At 72.3% G+C, this 16,366-nt stretch carries 15 protein-coding genes; 5 read left to right on the plus strand and 10 right to left on the minus strand.

From position 1 onward, the window contains the following. Positions 1-577: 577 nt before the first annotated feature. The gene (locus V3N99_02600; GenBank protein ID MEO3935627.1) at positions 578-2,557 is read left to right on the plus strand and encodes a thioredoxin domain-containing protein; all 1,980 of its coding nucleotides are present in this window, start codon (positions 578-580) and stop codon (positions 2,555-2,557) included. Positions 2,558-2,647: 90 nt separating this feature from the next. Here the strand turns inward: V3N99_02600 and V3N99_02605 are convergent, their stop codons facing one another. From V3N99_02605 to V3N99_02640, 8 genes are all read right to left on the minus strand, one after another. After that, positions 2,648-3,625: a Brp/Blh family beta-carotene 15,15'-dioxygenase gene (locus tag V3N99_02605; GenBank protein MEO3935628.1), complete on the minus strand. Its 978-nt coding sequence runs from the start codon at positions 3,623-3,625 to the stop codon at positions 2,648-2,650. Between the two features lie 102 nt (positions 3,626-3,727). After that, positions 3,728-4,567, minus strand: coding sequence for a bacteriorhodopsin-like (locus tag V3N99_02610; GenBank protein ID MEO3935629.1), 840 nt, complete (start codon positions 4,565-4,567; stop codon positions 3,728-3,730). A gap of 107 nt (positions 4,568-4,674) precedes the next feature. Continuing rightward, positions 4,675-5,604, minus strand: coding sequence for a MerR family transcriptional regulator (locus V3N99_02615; protein MEO3935630.1), 930 nt, complete (start codon positions 5,602-5,604; stop codon positions 4,675-4,677). 92 nt (positions 5,605-5,696) lie between these two features. Further along, positions 5,697-6,743, minus strand: a complete 1,047-nt coding sequence (locus tag V3N99_02620; protein ID MEO3935631.1) for a hypothetical protein — start codon at positions 6,741-6,743, stop codon at positions 5,697-5,699. A 152-nt stretch (positions 6,744-6,895) separates the two neighbouring features. Further along, positions 6,896-7,588: a tetratricopeptide repeat protein gene (locus V3N99_02625; GenBank protein MEO3935632.1), complete on the minus strand. Its 693-nt coding sequence runs from the start codon at positions 7,586-7,588 to the stop codon at positions 6,896-6,898. 131 nt (positions 7,589-7,719) lie between these two features. Further along, a complete protein-coding gene (locus tag V3N99_02630) occupies positions 7,720-7,971 on the minus strand; it encodes a hypothetical protein (GenBank protein MEO3935633.1) in 252 nt (83 codons plus the stop codon). A gap of 164 nt (positions 7,972-8,135) precedes the next feature. Then, positions 8,136-8,915, minus strand: a complete 780-nt coding sequence (locus tag V3N99_02635) for an SGNH/GDSL hydrolase family protein (protein MEO3935634.1) — start codon at positions 8,913-8,915, stop codon at positions 8,136-8,138. Between the two features lie 160 nt (positions 8,916-9,075). Then, the gene (locus V3N99_02640) at positions 9,076-9,639 is read right to left on the minus strand and encodes a hypothetical protein (GenBank protein MEO3935635.1); all 564 of its coding nucleotides are present in this window, start codon (positions 9,637-9,639) and stop codon (positions 9,076-9,078) included. A 245-nt stretch (positions 9,640-9,884) separates the two neighbouring features. On the opposite strand from V3N99_02640, the gene V3N99_02645 reads away from it, so the two are divergent. Then, complete coding sequence (locus V3N99_02645; GenBank protein MEO3935636.1) at positions 9,885-11,531, plus strand: GAF domain-containing protein; 1,647 nt, start codon at positions 9,885-9,887, stop codon at positions 11,529-11,531. 27 nt (positions 11,532-11,558) lie between these two features. On the opposite strand, the gene V3N99_02650 is transcribed toward V3N99_02645, so the two are convergent. Beyond that, positions 11,559-11,843, minus strand: a complete 285-nt coding sequence (locus V3N99_02650) for a MerR family transcriptional regulator (GenBank protein ID MEO3935637.1) — start codon at positions 11,841-11,843, stop codon at positions 11,559-11,561. Between the two features lie 204 nt (positions 11,844-12,047). Here V3N99_02650 and V3N99_02655 point away from each other — a divergent pair, with 204 nt between their 5' ends. Beyond that, the gene (locus V3N99_02655; protein MEO3935638.1) at positions 12,048-12,521 is read left to right on the plus strand and encodes an Hsp20/alpha crystallin family protein; all 474 of its coding nucleotides are present in this window, start codon (positions 12,048-12,050) and stop codon (positions 12,519-12,521) included. A gap of 443 nt (positions 12,522-12,964) precedes the next feature. Here V3N99_02655 and V3N99_02660 read toward each other — a convergent pair whose 3' ends face one another. After that, positions 12,965-13,762 carry a hypothetical protein gene (locus tag V3N99_02660; GenBank protein MEO3935639.1) on the minus strand — a complete coding sequence of 266 codons (798 nt, stop codon included), beginning with the start codon at positions 13,760-13,762 and terminating at the stop codon, positions 12,965-12,967. Positions 13,763-13,887: 125 nt separating this feature from the next. Between V3N99_02660 and V3N99_02665 the strand changes: the two genes are divergently transcribed. Further along, the gene (locus V3N99_02665) at positions 13,888-14,613 is read left to right on the plus strand and encodes a TetR/AcrR family transcriptional regulator C-terminal domain-containing protein (GenBank protein MEO3935640.1); all 726 of its coding nucleotides are present in this window, start codon (positions 13,888-13,890) and stop codon (positions 14,611-14,613) included. Positions 14,614-14,698: 85 nt separating this feature from the next. Beyond that, on the plus strand, positions 14,699-16,345 hold the full coding sequence (locus V3N99_02670) for a GAF domain-containing protein (GenBank protein MEO3935641.1): 1,647 nt from the start codon (positions 14,699-14,701) through the stop codon (positions 16,343-16,345). Positions 16,346-16,366: the final 21 nt, after the last annotated feature.

Raw genomic sequence — 16,366 nt, forward strand, 5'->3', positions numbered from 1 at the left:
GGTCCGCCCGCCATGTCCGGGGCCGGCGTAGCCGCCGGCCCGGTCGCGCCGGACGTCGCTGGGGTCTCGTCGGCGGGCGTCGCCGTGAGCCCGTGCGGCAGCGTATCCGCGAGGGCGACCCACACGTGCGGGATCCGCACCGACCACACCCCGTGGTGCTGGGGGGCCAACGTCCAAGGGGAACTGGGGATCGGGCCGGTCGGCAAGCGGCTCGTGCCCACCCAAGTGGGTACCGCCACGATTTGGGCTAGCGTCTCCACGGGACGCGAGCACACGTGCGGCATGGGTCACCCCGTCCAGCGGACGCGTGCGGTCGCTGCCGTTGACGTCCACCGACACCCTGGGCGCCGACGTTCTCGGGTGGCGGCTGGCCGCCCTGCACACCGCGAAAGCGCTCGACGGCGGCCCGACGGCGGCGGGAGACCAGCTCCTGCACGCGCTCGCCACGCACCTCGAGTCTGGCAGAACCGACGAGCAGACCGAGCACCTGGTCGACACCACCGTCCTCGGGTTCATCCCCGGCCTCGATACCCCCGCCCGGGTCTCCGCGGGCGAGGTCCGTGGCAGGGTTACTGTCATGAACCGCCTGGCAGCCGCGACGTCTCCGTACCTGTTGCAGCACAAGGACAACCCCGTCGACTGGCACGAGTGGGGGCCTGACGCCTTCGCCGAGGCGAAGGAGCGCGACGTCCCCCTGCTCATCTCCGTCGGCTACTCCGCCTGCCACTGGTGCCACGTGATGGCGCACGAGTCGTTCGAGAACGAGCAGGTCGCCGCGGTCGTCAACGCCTCGGTCGTGGCGGTCAAGGTCGACCGCGAGGAGCGGCCCGACGTCGACGCGGTCTACATGGCCGCGACCCAGGCGATGACCGGCAACGGCGGCTGGCCGATGACCGTCTTCGCTACCCCCGACGGCGAGCCGTTCTACTGCGGCACCTACTTCCGCCGCGAGCAGTTCCTCCAGCTGCTCTCGGCGGTCACGAGGGCCTGGCGCGAGCAGCGCGACGAGGTGCTCGCCAGCAGCGACCACATCTCAGGCGTCATCCGGCGGGCCATGACCCCGCCCGCGGGCGTGGTGCTCGACGAGCCCGCGCTCGCCGCCGCGGTGACCAGCCTCGCGCGCACCGAGGACACGGAGCACGGGGGCTTCGGTGGCGCCCCGAAGTTCCCGCCGTCGATGGTGCTCGAGCAGCTGCTGCGCCACCACGCCCGCACCGGCGACGCGACCGCGCTGCGGCTCGCCGAGGACACCTGCACCGCGATGGCGCGCGGCGGCATCTACGACCAGCTCGCCGGCGGCTTCTCCCGGTATGCCGTCGACGCCGAGTGGGTCGTCCCCCACTTCGAGAAGATGCTCTACGACAACGCCCTCCTCTGCCGCGTCTTCTCGCACTGGTGGCGCGCGACCGGCAACCCGCTCGCGCGCCGGATCGCTTGGGAGACAGCTGAGTTCATCGTCCGCGATCTCGGCACGGCGGCGGGCGGCTTCGCGAGTGCCCTCGACGCCGACAGCGCGGGGGTCGAGGGTCTCACCTACGCCTGGACCCCGGCCCAGCTCACCGAGGAGCTCGGCGACGACGACGCGGGGTATGCCGCGCCCCTGCTCCTCGTGACGGCTGCCGGCACCTTCGAGCACGGCAGCTCGACCCTGCAGCTACCGGTCGACCCCGACGACCCGGCCCGCTGGGCGTCGATCCGCGAGCGCCTGCTGGCGTCGCGCGGCACCCGGCCGCAGCCCGGGCGCGACGACAAGGTCGTCACCTCGTGGAACGGTCTGGCCATCGCCGGGCTGGTCGACGTCGGCCTTCTGCTCGACGAGCCCCGGTTCGTCGCGGCCGCATCCCGTTGCGCCACCTACCTGCTGGAGACTCACGTCGTCGACGGGCGCCTGCGCCGGTCGTCGCGGGACTGCGTGGTCGGAGGGGCGGCTGCCGTCGCTGACGACCACGGCAACCTCGCCGAGGGCCTGCTGGTCCTCCATCAGGCGACCGGTGAGCAGCGGTGGCTGGACGCCGCGACCAGCCTCCTCGAGACGGTGACCGCGCGCTTCACCGACGACGACGGCGCCGTGCACGACACCGCCGACGACGCCGAGGCCCTCTACGCCCGGCCGCACTCCGGCTCGGACGGGGCCGAGCCGTCGGGCCAGTCCGCGGTCGCCGGGGCGCTGCTGACCCTCGGCGCCCTCACCGGTGAGACCCGGTGGCTCGACGCGGCCGACCAAGCCCTCACGGCCGCCGGCGCCGTGGCCACCCGAGACCCCCGTTTCGCCGGCTGGGCCCTCGCGGTGGCCGAGGCCCGCGCGGCGGGTCCGCTGCAGGTGGCCGTCGTGACGCCGTCACCCGAGGACGAGCGCGGTCGCGCGCTGGTCGCGGCCGCCCGCCGCAGCAGCTCCCCCGGCCTCGTCCTCGTGTATGGGGCCCCCGACTCTCACCCCCTGCTCGCGAGCCGACCGCTGGTCGGTGATGGCGCCGCGGCCTACGTCTGCCGGGGCTTTGTGTGCGACCGGCCGGTGACCACCGACGCCGACCTGCGCGCCCTGCTGGACCGCGCCTGACCCCCTCACCCCCACCCCCTTGTTGCGGCCGATCGCCGCGAATGATGCCCTCCAGAGCCACCATTCGGGGTGATCGTCAGCAACAAGCGCTCAGGGGGTGAGGGTGGGGGTGGCTGGGGCGCGGCGGGACTGGTGCCGGTCCCAGGCGCCGACCACGGCGGTGTGAGGGAAGGTCAGGGCCAGGAGGATGCCGATTTCGGCCCGCAGCCCGGCCTGCTCGTGCACCGCCCACAGCACCGCGACGGCGCCCAGGGCGATGACGGTGGGCAGGGCGCCGGCCACGGTCAGCCGGCGCACGGCTCGCCTCCAGTCCCGCGCGCTCGGGATCTGCGCGGAGTCGGTGCGAGCCAGGTCGAGGAGCCGGCCGGTGTGTCGCACCGCGTGCCACAGACCGAACCACAGCCCGAAGGCGGCCAGCGGTGGCGCGACCGCGAAGGCCACGACGAGCAGCGAGAGCTCCGCAGCGTCGAGGACGCGGCGCCGGCGCAGCTGCACGGCCAGAGCGAGCAGGACAGCGGCTCCCACCACGACGAGCCCGCTGGTGGCCGTGGCGGATACGGCATCGGCCAGGACTGGTGACACCGGCCTCAGCAAGACGTCGGTGTCAGCCGGACGGGCCCACAGCAGCAGTCCGACGACGACCAGACCCGGGGCGAGCGTCGTGGCCCACTCCTGCCGGGGGCCGGGCACGGGTCGGCCAGCGCGCTCGGCGTTGGTCACCACCTCGCCGCGGCCGAAGTGCAGGGAAGACAGGAGAAGAAAGACGACGTAGGTCACGGTGGGCACAGCGAGCGAGGCCGCGAAGGCGAGGCCGGCGGCAGCGGCGTACGCGACCACGAAGACGGTCAGCCGCAGCCGACCGGGGTGGGGACGCGCGGCGACCCGCTGCTCCGACCACCACCACGGCACGAGGTGGTCGACGGCACCGTGAGGGATGCCGACTGCCGCCCCGGCCACCGCGACCGGCAGGGCCAAGGACCGGGCCACCTCAGGGGCCAGGACGGAGAGCAGGACGAGGGCGGCGAGCGCGCAGACCGGGAGGATCGTGAGCACCGGCAGAGCGGCCATCGCCGTTGTCGGTCCTCGCGCAGCGGAGGAGCGGGCAGGCGACCCGACCGCGGCCGGCCTCCGCGCGGAGGCGGAGGCCGGCCGGGCGAGCAGCGCCATCGGTCAGACCGAGACCCGCGACTTGGCGGCCACGGTCTCGTGGTCGTCGTTGTAGGTCGGGTCCTCGATCTCGCTCTTCATGCGGGCGATCCGCAGGATCACGAGGCCGTAGGCGGCCTTGGCCAGGATGTCGGCGACGCTGTAGCCGGCCTGGCGCAGGACGAAGCCGCTGGAGCCACCGAAGAAGTCGCCACCGATGATCGGGAAGAGGTACGCGATCGGGTAGACGCACCACAGGATCACCAGCGAGAGGCGAAGGAACTTGATCGTCTTGATGACCTCTGCGGGCTGGCGGTCGAGCGACTTGCTGAGCTCGACGAAGAGCACGTAGAGGATGTAGATGAAGGGGATGGTGGACAGGATCCCCCAGATGAGGCGCTCGCCGGTGCCCGAGGCGATCTCGCCGGGGTAGCCGAGCGCGATCATCAGGGCCGAGGCCGGCACCAGCTTCTGCAGGAGGCTGCGCTGGGCCGTCTTGCCCAGAGCCATGACGGCGATCGTCTCGACGAGCAGCAGCGGCACGGTCAGGAACCAGTCGACGTAGCGGTAGGCCTCGTTGAACTGGATGTTCGACAGCGCGTGGATGGCCTGGACGTCGGCCCCCGGCGGGTAGCTCTCGTTGAAGTTGTTGAAGATCCGGAAGTAGTGGTACGCCGCGATCCCGCAGACCATGGCCGACACCACGAGGGCGTTGCGGTAGCGCGGAGCGACCCGGCTCCGCGAGAAGAGGAGGTAGATCGCCGTGAACAGCATGGAGGCGATCACGAGGGAGAAGAGGTTGTAGACCGTAGCGAATTGGCTTGCGGTCAACGAGGGGATGTCAATGCCGGATGCGGCAACCATCAGTGCTCCTACGTGATGCGGCAACTCTGCCGCGGGTGCTCGTGCCCACCGATCGGCGGGCCTTTGCCACCGTACTGCTGGACGGGCCTGCGCACAAGTTGTGCAAGTTACGAGGAAGTCTCGGTCTGAGCTCGGCCGGGCGCGGCGACCGCGGCCAGGGCGTCGACGGTGTCCGCGAGGTCGGTGCAGCGCCGCGCGCCGTCGACGTCGACGTCGGCCCACCCCGGCCCGCCCACCAGCACGGTGATCCGTCGGTGGGCCTTGGCCAGCATCGGCAGCTCCGCGGCGGCCGCGACGTCGGGGGTGGACAGCCAGACGAGGGCGGCCGGAGCTCGGGTGCGCCGAGCAGCCGCGGCCAGGGCCGACATCGGGGTGCGGGGCCCGAGCAGGCGGGCCGGCAGACCCCGCTCCGCGAGGGCGGCGCGCACCGCCTGCAGCGCGAGCACGTGCTCGTCCTGCGGCCCGGCGGCGAGCAGGACGGGCGGGTCCTGCGGTCGCTCGCTGACGTCGGCGACATGGCGCACGAAGGCGGTGGTCACCGCCTGGCTGAGCAGGTGCTCGATCTCGATGCCGTGACCGGTGCGTTGCCAGTGGTCACCAGCGGCGACGAGCACGGGGCGCACGACGTCCTGCCAGGTCGCCAGGGTCCCCTCCGCGCGCAGCGCATCCACGATCGCGTCCTCGACGGCGATCTCGTCGAGCCGGGAGGCGGCGCGGGCGACTCCACGGGCGCGGGCTCCGGCGCCGGGCACCGCGAGCACCGAGCCGCCCGCACCCGAGCGACGCGACGCCGACCCGGAGGGGGGCTTCGGTGGCTCCTCTCCCAGCTCGGCGGCGACGGCAGCCGCCGGGGTCAGACCGCTGACCACGGCGGTGTGCACGCGCTGCAGCCGCTCGAGATCCTCAGCGGTGTAACGCCGGTGGCCTCCCGGGGACCGGCCTGAGGCCGTCATCCCGTAGCGCGATCCCCACATGCGCACCGTCGACGGCGACACCCCGAGCCGCCCTGCGACGTCACCGACCGAGAGCAGCTCCACCAGCGAATGGTGCCACGGCCCATACCCGCTATCCAAGAGCGGTGACCGGCGGCCAGCCGCACCGCCCGGCGGGGCAGGGAGACCGGAGCTCGCTACTGGGTGCTCAGCGAGACGTAGTCGATCCAGCCGTGGAAGGCGTCGGCCGGGTTGGTGGACATCGGCTTCTTGCCGACGGCCAGGAGCGGGCTGTACTGCGAGCCAACGAGATTGGCCGGGGCGACGGTGTCGAGCACACCGTCGCCCTTGGTCGCGGGAGGCATGATGCGCCCGAGCAGGGTCATGGTGCCGTTGACCCGCTCGTGGGCCCCGGTCGTGTCGTTGGTGACCTTGAGCTGCACGCCGCTGCCGATGCGCGAGCAGTCGATCGAGTAGTAGCTCTTGGTGTTGAGCAGCTGGGGGGTCGAGCCGCGGCCGGTGAAGGCCTCGACGCTCGTGCCGTCGTCGTCGGTGAAGACGCAGTGCACCGATCCCTTGGTGAAGGGCAGCCCGTGGTCGTTGCCGGCATAGCCCATGATCTCGATCTTGTAGAACCCGCCGACCGGCCCTCCGGCGCCGTTGCGGCCCTTCTGCACGACGTTGTAGGAGGGGTGCCCCAGGTCTGCGCAGGACGCGTCGGGGCACAGGTCGGGCAGCTGGAAGTCGCCGGGGCCGAACCTCAGCAGCTCGGGCTGCAGCCGGAGCCTGACCCGCCAGTCACGCAGGCCGGGGTTGTAGGACGTCGCCGGGTCGGTGATGCCGGTCCGGTCGACGAGCACCTGCCCATAGGTCTCGGCCATCGTCTGCGAGCCGGTGACGGGGTCGGGCCCGAGCTGCCAGCGTTTGCCGACCCGGTGGACGTAGTCGCCCCAGCCGCCGGTGTAGTAGGTCCGGCCGCCGCGGGCGGCCGTGACTCCCGTGGTGGTGGCCGGGTCGATCGCGTCGGGCACGGTGTTGCTCACCGGGTCGATCACTTCGGTCAGGTCGTACTTGCCCGGTCCGGTGGGCGAGCTGAGCGGATAGCACGCGATGGTCGGGGTCCCGGCGCACCCCTTGCTCAGCTGCGACCGGATCCCGGCGTTCGCCGGAGCCGCGGCGGCGAGGGCCAGCCCCACGCCGATGAGGAGGGCTGTGGCGCGCGGGTGTCTGCCATGACTGGGCATCGCGATGGTCCTTCCCGGTGATGTGGTGACGATGGGAGGATCTTCACACGTGGCCCAACGAGCGGGGTAATCCCTGAGCATCGGCCGCACCCGCGACCCGAGCCTCACCGTCTGCGCGCCCTGCCCAAACCCCTTGAGGCACAATGGCAGACCTAGTTCGTGTCGCGTACAACCATCTGCTGCGCGACCCGCTGCGCCCGGTTCAGCTTGTGCTCGTAGGTCGACGGGTCGGCTATCGCCAGCACGCCGTAGATCTCGGCCGCCTCCCGCGCCGCACTGACCGCCTCGGCCTGACGGCCCTCCTCGTGCAGCCGGATCGCCAGGCTGGTCAGGGTCACCGCCAGCTGCACCCGTCTCCCCGCGGGGACGAGCGCCGCACCACCCGGCCCCACCCGCTCGCGCCGCAGGTCGACCGCCTCCTGCGTCGCCGCCACCGCCTCGGGCCCGCGACCGGCCCTGACGAGGTGGTGCCCGAGCTTGACCAGCGCCGTGGCCAGCGCGACTAGGTGCAGCTCGCGGTCGGTCGCCACGAGCTCGCGTCGCAGGTCGACCGCCTCCTGCGCGGTCGTGACCGCCTCGTCGCCCTGGCCCGACACCCACAGCACGGTGGCCAGCGCGTCCAACGACCTCGCGAAGTCGGGCAGGTAGAGCTCACGGTCCTGGGCCACCAGCTCTCGTCGCAGCGCAAGGGCCTCCTGCACCGCCGACATCGCCTCGGTCCGCCGACCGGCCACCCGCAGGTCGATCGACAGGTTGGTGACGGCGGTCGCCAGGTGGGACACGTAGTCGACCCGGCCGCTGCCCACGACCTCCCAGTAGAGGTCGACGGCCTCCTGGGCCCCCACCAGAGCCTCGGGCCGACGAGAGCCCGCACGGCGACCGGGTCACCCCACCCGAGTCGGAGCCTGCGGCCGCCGCCCCGGCGTCGCACCCCTCCTGACCGACCCGGCAACGCACCGCCGGACGGGCAGCGGTCTCAGCGCGCCGGGGGCGCTCCGAGCGGAGCCGGGGTGCTGCTGGCTCCGGGACGCGCGTCTGAGGTCGCCGTCGCGCTGCTCGGGGTCGACCGGTCGGAACGCAGCGGCTGCGCGCACAGCGACTGCACGGTGAGCGTGACGATGAAGAGGTGGCCCACCACCATGGCAGCGAGCAGGCTGCCGAGGAGCACCCGCTCGCGGCTGCGGTAGGACAGCAGGGCGCGCCGTTGACGATGGCGGCCTCGTGCCATGACCGACCTCACCCTCTCTGACCCAGCTCTGATTCCCCGGCGCAGACCCTACTGGCGTAGCGCTCTCGATGCGAGCTGGGCAGGTGCGAGCCCCCCACTCCCTCATGGCAAATCACATCAGACCGAGCGTTACCGGGCATGTGGTGCGGGACCACCCGGTGACGTCAGGTGGAGGGCGTCGTGACCGTCGGCACGAGACCGGCGAGCGCCGACTGCGCCACCGTCGTCGACTGCGGCGTCAGCGAAATGCCATCCGCCGCCACGATGGTGCTCAGCCCGGCGAACCACGACGTGGTGTCGACGTACTGCACCCGGATGCCGTCGGCCAGCCCCTTGAGGGTGATGGACGCGGCGATCAGGGCTGGGGTGGTGGCCCCCTTGACCGGGAAGGGCGACAGGATCAGCACCGTGGCCCGGGGGAACTGGGTCGTGGTCGCCTCGACGAGGGTGCGCGCAGCCTCGCTGATGGTGGCGGTCGACGCCCGCCCGTCGACCGCTCCCCCGCTGATGACGACGAGCCCGACGTCCTGGGCGGTGGCTGCGGCGGCGAGCTGCACCGCATACGAGCCGACGGTGCCGCCGGAGACGTAGCCGCTGCCGGCCCCGGCGCGGTTGTCGCAGGCCCACCCACGCGACGTGATCGCCAGACAGGCGAAGGACGTCTGTGCCGCGGGTCGGACGGCGAAGCCGTCACCCAGCACGAGCCCCACCGGCAGCGTGGTCGCGCCGGTGGTCGAGGCCGACGTCGATGCCGAGGTGGGTGGCGACGGCGTCGTGGTGCTCGCCGTCGAGGTGGGCACGGGAGTGCTCGCGGCCGATGGCGCCGGCAGCACTGCCGCCGCCGTCACCTGGGTGGAGTCGTAGGTGGGGGGCGGGCGGAGCGGGGCGACCGTGAGCGCGACGGTGACGGCGCCCGCGAGGGCGACTCCGGCGACCTGGGCCACCGTCGCCAGCCGGGGACGGGCGCGGCGTCGGCTCGACGGCGCGCGGCGCTTTCGGTTGGCCACTAGGCCGGACCCCTCCCTGGCTGTCGGTCGCTGCGAATTATCCCTGCGACCCTATGCGGCGGCCTGAGGCTGCCGCACGCGAAGCGGGGAGCCGGGATCACGCGCACAGGCCCGCCACGACGAGGTCGACGGCAGACAGGGTCAGCGCGGAGGCTTCGGCCATCACGCGTGAGGGAGCCCCGGCCGGGTCCTGCACGTCGAGCTGCTCCCCCGGCGGCCACGTGATGCGGCTGCGGTAGTGGCTGACGAAGGCCGGCAGGCGCTGTGGACGCTGCGCCAGCGGCAGGCCCTGCCAGTCGGGCGCGACCTGCGAGAAGACCCACGCGAGCTCGCGCCAGGTGAGCACCCGGTCTCGCGCCTTCGGGTTGGCCGCGACGACGCCGTCGCGGATCGTGCGGGTCGCGGCCAGGACGAGCTCGGAGTCGGCGACGATCGCCGAGGTGATCTGGCGTGAGCGGAAGGGGGCGGGATCCAGCGTCAGGGCGCGGGCGGCTGCGGCTGCGGGCGGCCACATGGGCTCGTCACCGGCGGTCCAGACCCCGGCGCTGGCGACGGTGATCTCGTGGCCCTGGGGGTGGGCGCCGAGGCGCTCCTGGGCGATGAGCTGGGCCAGGGGCGAGCGGGCGCGGTTGGCGACGCAGACGAAGAGCAGGTGCGGCAAAGAGGGGTCCTTCGCGCGGTGGGGCGGGGTCGGACGGGGCGGGTGCGCGACGGTGGGGCAACCCGGGGACAACGTACCTGCTGTCGTCAGGGGTGGACCGGTGGAGGTCGGCCTCTGACGCCGTCCACCGGTCCTGGCAAAACACCCCCGGTGGTTCGACGACAGCCGCCACCACTGGTCGGCATCCGGAGCAGCCGCGGAAGGAAAAAGTCCCTCTCGCCGCGCAATGCCGCTAACGTGGGTAAATGACCGAGTTCGGCAGCGTGCTGCCCCCCGACGCGGTCACCGACCGGGGCCCAGACCTGCCCCCCGGGCTGGGATCGCTACTCACCGCCACCCTCACCCCCGTCATCACCATCGACCAGGACGGCGTCATCGCCTTCGTCAACGACGCGGCGGCGCTGCTCCTGCGCCTCGGGGACGGCCGGTTGGTGGGGCAGCCGATCGAGGTGGTGGTCCCCTGCCTCCAGGGTGTGGCGTACGTCGCCTCTAGCTACCGCCACCTGCCGGACCCTCCGCCCGGGCGCACGGCCAGCCGCACCGCCCAACCCATGGGCATACGGCCCGACGGCACCGAGTTCCCCGCCGAGGTCAACCTCACCCCTGTCGAGCTCGACGACGGTCGCCTGTGGGCGGTGGTGACCGTGCGCGACGTGTCGGCCCGGGTGCGCGCGCAGCGGCAGGTGGCCGAGCTCAGCACCTCCTACCTCACCCTCGCCGAGATGAACCACGCCGTCGTGCGGGCTCCCGACGCCGAGGCGCTCTTCGCCGCCACCTGCCGCATCGCCGTCGAGCAGGGTGGCTACCTCGGGGCCTGGGTGGGCGTCCCCCTCCCCGACGGCCGCGTGGACGCGGTGGCCCAGGCCGGCTCGCTGGGTCCCTACATCAACGAGCTCGACATCAGGCTCGACCCCGACCACGCCCACCGGGACGGCCCCGTGGCCCGGTCGCTGCGCGAGGAACGGCCCTGCTTCAGCAAGGACTTCCTCGGCGACCCCACCACCGAGCCGTGGCACGAGCGCGCCGGGCGCCATGGCATCGCCTCGGCCGCGTCCTTCCCCCTGCGCACCGCAGGCGCGGTGGTCGCCACCCTCACCCTGTATGCCGGCCGCCCGACCGCCTTCGACCACGGGGTGGGCGACCTGCTCGGGCAGGTCACCGACAACGTCTCGTTCGCCCTCGACGGCTTCGCGAGCGCCCGGGCGCTGGTGGCCGGGACGGCGGCGCGACGCGGGCTCCTGATGAGACTGGTGACGGCAGAGGAGAACGAGCGGGGACGCATCGCCGGCGACCTGCACGACGACTCCGTGCAGGTGCTGGCCGCGGTCAACCTGCGGCTGGGGCTGCTGAGCCGACGGGTGGGCACCGCCCCCGAGGTGGCCGACGTGGCCTCGATGGTGCGCACCATCACCGAGACGGTGCGGCTCGCTGCCGACAGCCTGCGCACCCTGCTCTTCCAGCTCGCGCCTCCCCTGCTGACCCAGTCGTTGACCGACGCGCTCGGCACCACCGCGGCGCACGTCTTCGAGGGAGAGGCGACGACCTGGGCCGTGCACTGCGTCGACGAGGTCGAGCTGCCCGACCTCGAGCGGGGTCAGGCCCTGCGCATCGTCAAGGAAGCGCTCATCAACGTCTGCAAGCACGCCCACGCCTCGCACATCGACATCGACCTGCGCAGCGTCGACGGCGGGATCGAGATCGCGGTGAGGGACAACGGCGAGGGCCTGCTCCCCGGCGTCCACGTCGAGGACCTGCCCCGACAGCGCGGACACCGCGGCTTCGAGACGATGCGCGACCGGGCGACCGCGACGGGCGGGTGGTGCCGCCTCGAGCGGCGCCAGCCCCACGGGGCGACGCTGCGCTTCTTCATACCGGTGACGGAGGGCGGCTGACTCGGGCCGAGTCGGGGCTGGTGGGCGCTACTCCGGGGCTCGCTCGTGCAGGGTGCGCAGGTGCGTGGCCTCCTCTTCCAGGTCGAGGACCATCGCGATGCCGGCCAGGTTGAGCCCGGCGGCGAGCAGCGCCCCGATGCGTCGGATCCGGACCAGGTCGTCGGGGCTGTAGCGGCGCGTGCCGCCCGCGGTGCGGGCGGGGTCGAGCAGCCCGCGAGCCTCGTACAGGCGCAGAGTCTGCACGCCCATGCCCACCAGCTCGGCGGCGACCGAGATGCCGTAGACGCCGTGCCCCGGACCAGGCGCGCTCACCGGGCCACCTCGCCCCTGAGGGCTGGCCGGGGAGGGGCCGCGAATGAGTGCCGGATGCTTCGCGCACGGAGTCCTCGAAAAAAGTCTGATGGCGGGTGTTGCTCTCAGCATGTCATGGGTGCTACAAAAAAACCTACAGCCACCACGGTAGATCAGAGCCGTGGTGGGACCCCAGACGAAAGGAGCACGACAGTCATGGCTGCGATGCTGATGCGCACCGACCCGTTCCGTGAGCTGGACCGGCTGACCCAGCAGGTCGTCGGCAGCGCGGGCACCTGGGCCCGCCCCTCGGCGATGCCGATGGACGCCTGGCGCGACGGCGACACCTTCCACATCGAGTTCGACCTGCCCGGGGTGAGCCCGGAGACGGTCGACCTCGATGTCGAGCGCAACGTCGTCACCGTGCGGGCCGAGCGGCCCCCACTGCCCACACACCGAGAGATGCTGGCGGCGGAGCGCCCCCGCGGCGTCTTCTCTCGACAGCTCGTCCTGGGAGACAACCTCGACACCCAGCGGATCGAGGCTCGCTACGACTCAGGCGTGCTGAGCCTGGAGATCCCGGTCGCCGAACGGGCCAAGCCCCGCAAGATCGAGATCGGCACCGGTCGGCCCAGCGAGAGCCCGCCCCTCGCCCCGGACCGGCACGACGCACGAGACCGGCAGGTCGTCAACGCCTGACCACGGCCACCCCGATCTGCACGGCCACCCACTGCCACCCACTGCCACGGTCATTCGAGGGAGGTGTCATCGTGGCGATCACGGCGACCCGGTGCCCGACACCGGTCGAGGACACAGACCTCGACCAGGTGCTCGACGACCCGGACCTTCTGCAGGCAGAGTTCGAGGCGATCATCGCCGCTTCCTGGCCGGATGCCGAGAAGCCGGGCCCCCCGCCTCCACCGGGCGCCGCCGGCCCGGCTCAGAGCCACCCGGGGCGGTCAGCGCCCGCGGTCGGTCGCGTCCGGCATCGGGGCGCCGGACGCGGCTGGCCCGGGCGGGCAGCACCCGACGCTGGTGGTCGACAGCGCTCTCCGCCCGGGACGCCCCGGCCGGTCGGGAGGTGGGGGCAGATCGACCTCGATCGTCCGCCCCCACCGCCCCCCTGCCGACTGGTGCCCGTCTCAGGCGCGGTAGGCGCCGCGCTCGTTGTCCCGGTACGACACCGACGTTGTGTCGGGCTCGGCCTGGTCGTAGGCGGCGCGGGCGCGGTTCTTCGCCTCGATCGCCTGGTCCTTGGCGCTGGGGGCGCTGGCGGCCTCGCGGCGGACCTTCGGGGCTTCCTCCTCGGCCTTGGTCAGGTAGCTCTCCCACCGGGCCTGCATGGGCTTGATCAGGCCGCCGCCGAGACCGACGACGAGGATGCCGCCGACGGTCGCCAGGACCGTCACCAGGACGGGGGTGGTCACGGTGGTGGCGATGCCGACCTGGTTCAGGGCCGCGATGACGCCGAGGCCGAGGATGAACACGGCGGCGATGTTGGCCAGGGTCTTGCCGTAGGACAGGCCACCGAGCGTGCCCTCGATGAGCGTCTTGACCCCGGCCGCGACGGCGGCGGAGACGACGACGATGACGATCGCGACGAAGACCAGCGGCAGGAAGGCGATGACGGCTGCGAGCAGGTCGCTGATCGGGTTGGGGCCGAAGGCCGAGAAGGCCAGCTGCAGGGTGAACAGGATGACCGCGTAGTAGACGAGCTTGGCCAGGATGTCGCTGGCGTCGTACTCCGACTTCGCGAGGGCCTTGGCGACCCCGCCGCGCTCGATGGCGCGGTCGAAGCCGACCCGCGTCAGGATGGCGCTCACGGCCTTGGCCAGCGCCTTGGCGACGAGCCAGCCGATCAGCAGGATGACGAGGAACAGGACGAGCTTGGGGACGAACGTGGCGATCGACGTCAGGGCACTGGTGAGGGCCTCTTGCATCGGTTTTCTCCTTGTCGAGCAGTGGTCACGTCACGATGGTGACGAGTGTTTACGACGTATCCCCCACCTGCGTACGACGTAAACATCGCGAGGGCGAGGGATGTCCCACCGGTAGGCTCGTGCACATGCCGGCACCCGACGACCACGAGAGCCGACTGCCGCTGTCGCGCGCGACGATCATCGACGCGGCGATCGGGATGATCGACCGGAGCGGCAGCCTGCAGGCCCTGACCATGCGGTCCCTCAGTGCCCACCTGGGGTTCGAGGCGATGGCGCTCTACCGGCACATCAACGGTCGCGAGGCCCTCCTCGAGGGGATCGTCGACACCCTCGTCGAGCAGATCCAGACCAGACCAGAGGGTGACGGCGACCACGAGCCCGCGTTGACCGACGAGTGGCAGGGGATGCTCCAGTGGACGGCGCACTGCGTGCGTCAGGTCGCCATCGACCACCCGGCGATCTTCCCGCTGATCGCGACCCGCCCCCCCGCCGCGCCCTGGCTGTGCCCGCCGCTGCGCAGCCTGCGCCTGGTCGAGGACCTGCTGCGCGGGTTTAGCGAGTGCGGGTTCACCGACCGCAAGGCCGTGGAGACCTACCGGATCTTCTCCAGCTTCCTGCTCGGTCACCTGCTGCTCGAGGCGGCCACCCGAGGGGCCTCCACCGCACCGGTCGACGAGCCGCTCGACGAGGGCGACGCCGACGTCGATCCACCCACGTCCGACCTCGAGGTCTCCTCCTACCCGACCCTCGTGCGGACCGCCGCGATGCTAACCGAGGACCACACCGAGGCGGAGTTCGAGATGGCCCTCGAAGCCCTCCTCGACCGTCTCGACCGTGAGATCTCGCAGTGAGGCTCGCCGACGCCGCCGGGCCGGGTGTCTGCGGGGCACAAGTTCTCCGAGTGCATTGCGGTGCTTTAGCAGTTAACGTACAGAAATGACCGACACCTCCGGGGATCCCTCCCCCGCCGTCGCGGTCACGAGCGAGGGTCCGGACCTGCCCGTCGGGCTCGGCTCGCTGCTGACCCGCACCCCCACCGCCGTCATCGCCGTCGACCACGACGGGTGCATCACCTTCGTCAACGGGCCGGCCGAGCAGCTCTTCCAGCTGGAGGCGGGCCACGTCGTCGGCCACCCGGTCGAGGTCCTCGTGCCCTGCCTGGTCAGTGCCCGGCTCACCGGCCGCAGCTCCTCCTACCTGCACGACCTCGCGCTGCGGCGGCAGGAGGCCGGCTTCAACCCCGTGGGCCTGCGCGGCGACGGCACCGAGTTCCCCGCCGAGGTCGACGTCACCCCGACCGACCTCGGCGACGGACGGGTCTGGGCGGTGGTTACCGTGCGCGACGTGTCGACCAGGGTGGAGGCCCAGCGGCAGGTCGCCGAGCTCAACCGGGCCTACCTGGCGCTCGCCCAGCTCAACCAGGCGGTGGTCCGGGCGCCAGACGCGGAGGCGCTCTTGGACTCAGCCTGCCAGGTCGCCGTCGAGCACGGGGGATACCTCGGGGCGTGGGTGGCGGTCCCGACCGCGGAGGGCGCGGTGGAGGTATTGGCGCAGGCGGGCGTGCTGGTCCCCTACGTCACCCAGCTCGGTCTGACCCTCGACCCGCTGGACCCGAGCAGCCAGGGCCCCGTGGGGGTGGCCCTGCGCGAGGGGCATCCGGTCGTCAACAGCAACTTCCTGCACGACGCGACCACCGCCTTCGTGCACGAGCGCGCCCGCGGCTACGGCATCGCCTCCTGCGCGAGCCTGCCGCTGCGCACCGCCGGCCGGGTCGTGGCCTGCCTCACCCTGTATGCCGACCGCGTCACCGCCTTCGACGACGGGGTCGGCGACCTGCTCATCCAGATGAGCAACAACATCTCCTTCGCCCTCGACGGTTTCGAGTCGGCCCGGGCCCTCGAGGCCGAAGCCGCCGCGCGACGCGACCTGCTGCTGCGGCTGGTCACTGCGGAGGAGAAGGAGCGGGGACGGATCGCGGGCGACCTGCACGACGACTCCGTGCAGGTGCTCGCCGCCGTCAACCTGCGCCTCGGGCTGCTGCGCCGGCGGCTCGGCGGCTCTCCCGACCTCGCCGACGCCAGCGCGATGGTGCGCACCATCACCGAGACCGTGCGACTGGCCTCCGAGAGCCTGCGGACCCTGCTCTTCGAGCTCGAGCCACCCCTGCTGGCGCAGTCGTTCACCGAGGCCCTCAGCACGACGGCCGAGCACGTCTTCGAGGGCGAGAGGACGACCTGGTCGGTGCACTGCACCGGGGCGGTCGACCTGCCCAGCCTCGAGCGCGGGCAGATCCTGCGCATCGTCAAGGAGGCGCTCATCAACGCCCGCAAGCACGCCCACGCCTCACACGTCGACATTGACCTGCACCGCGTGGGTGGCGGGATCGAGGTCGCGGTCACCGACGACGGAGACGGCCTGCCCGACGGCGTCGACGTCGAGCACCTGCCGCGTCGCCGCGGACACCGCGGCTTCGAGACGATGCGCGACCGGGCGTCGGCCACGGGAGGCTGGTGCCGGCTGGAGCGGACGGGCACCCGCGGCGCGACCCTGCGGTTCTTCGTGCCGGCGACAGTGCGGGGCTGAGCGCGCCCGCAGGTCAGTGCG

This window comes from Dermatophilaceae bacterium Soc4.6 (assembly GCA_039889245.1).
In the GTDB taxonomy this organism is placed as follows: Bacteria; Actinomycetota; Actinomycetes; order Actinomycetales; family Dermatophilaceae; genus Lapillicoccus.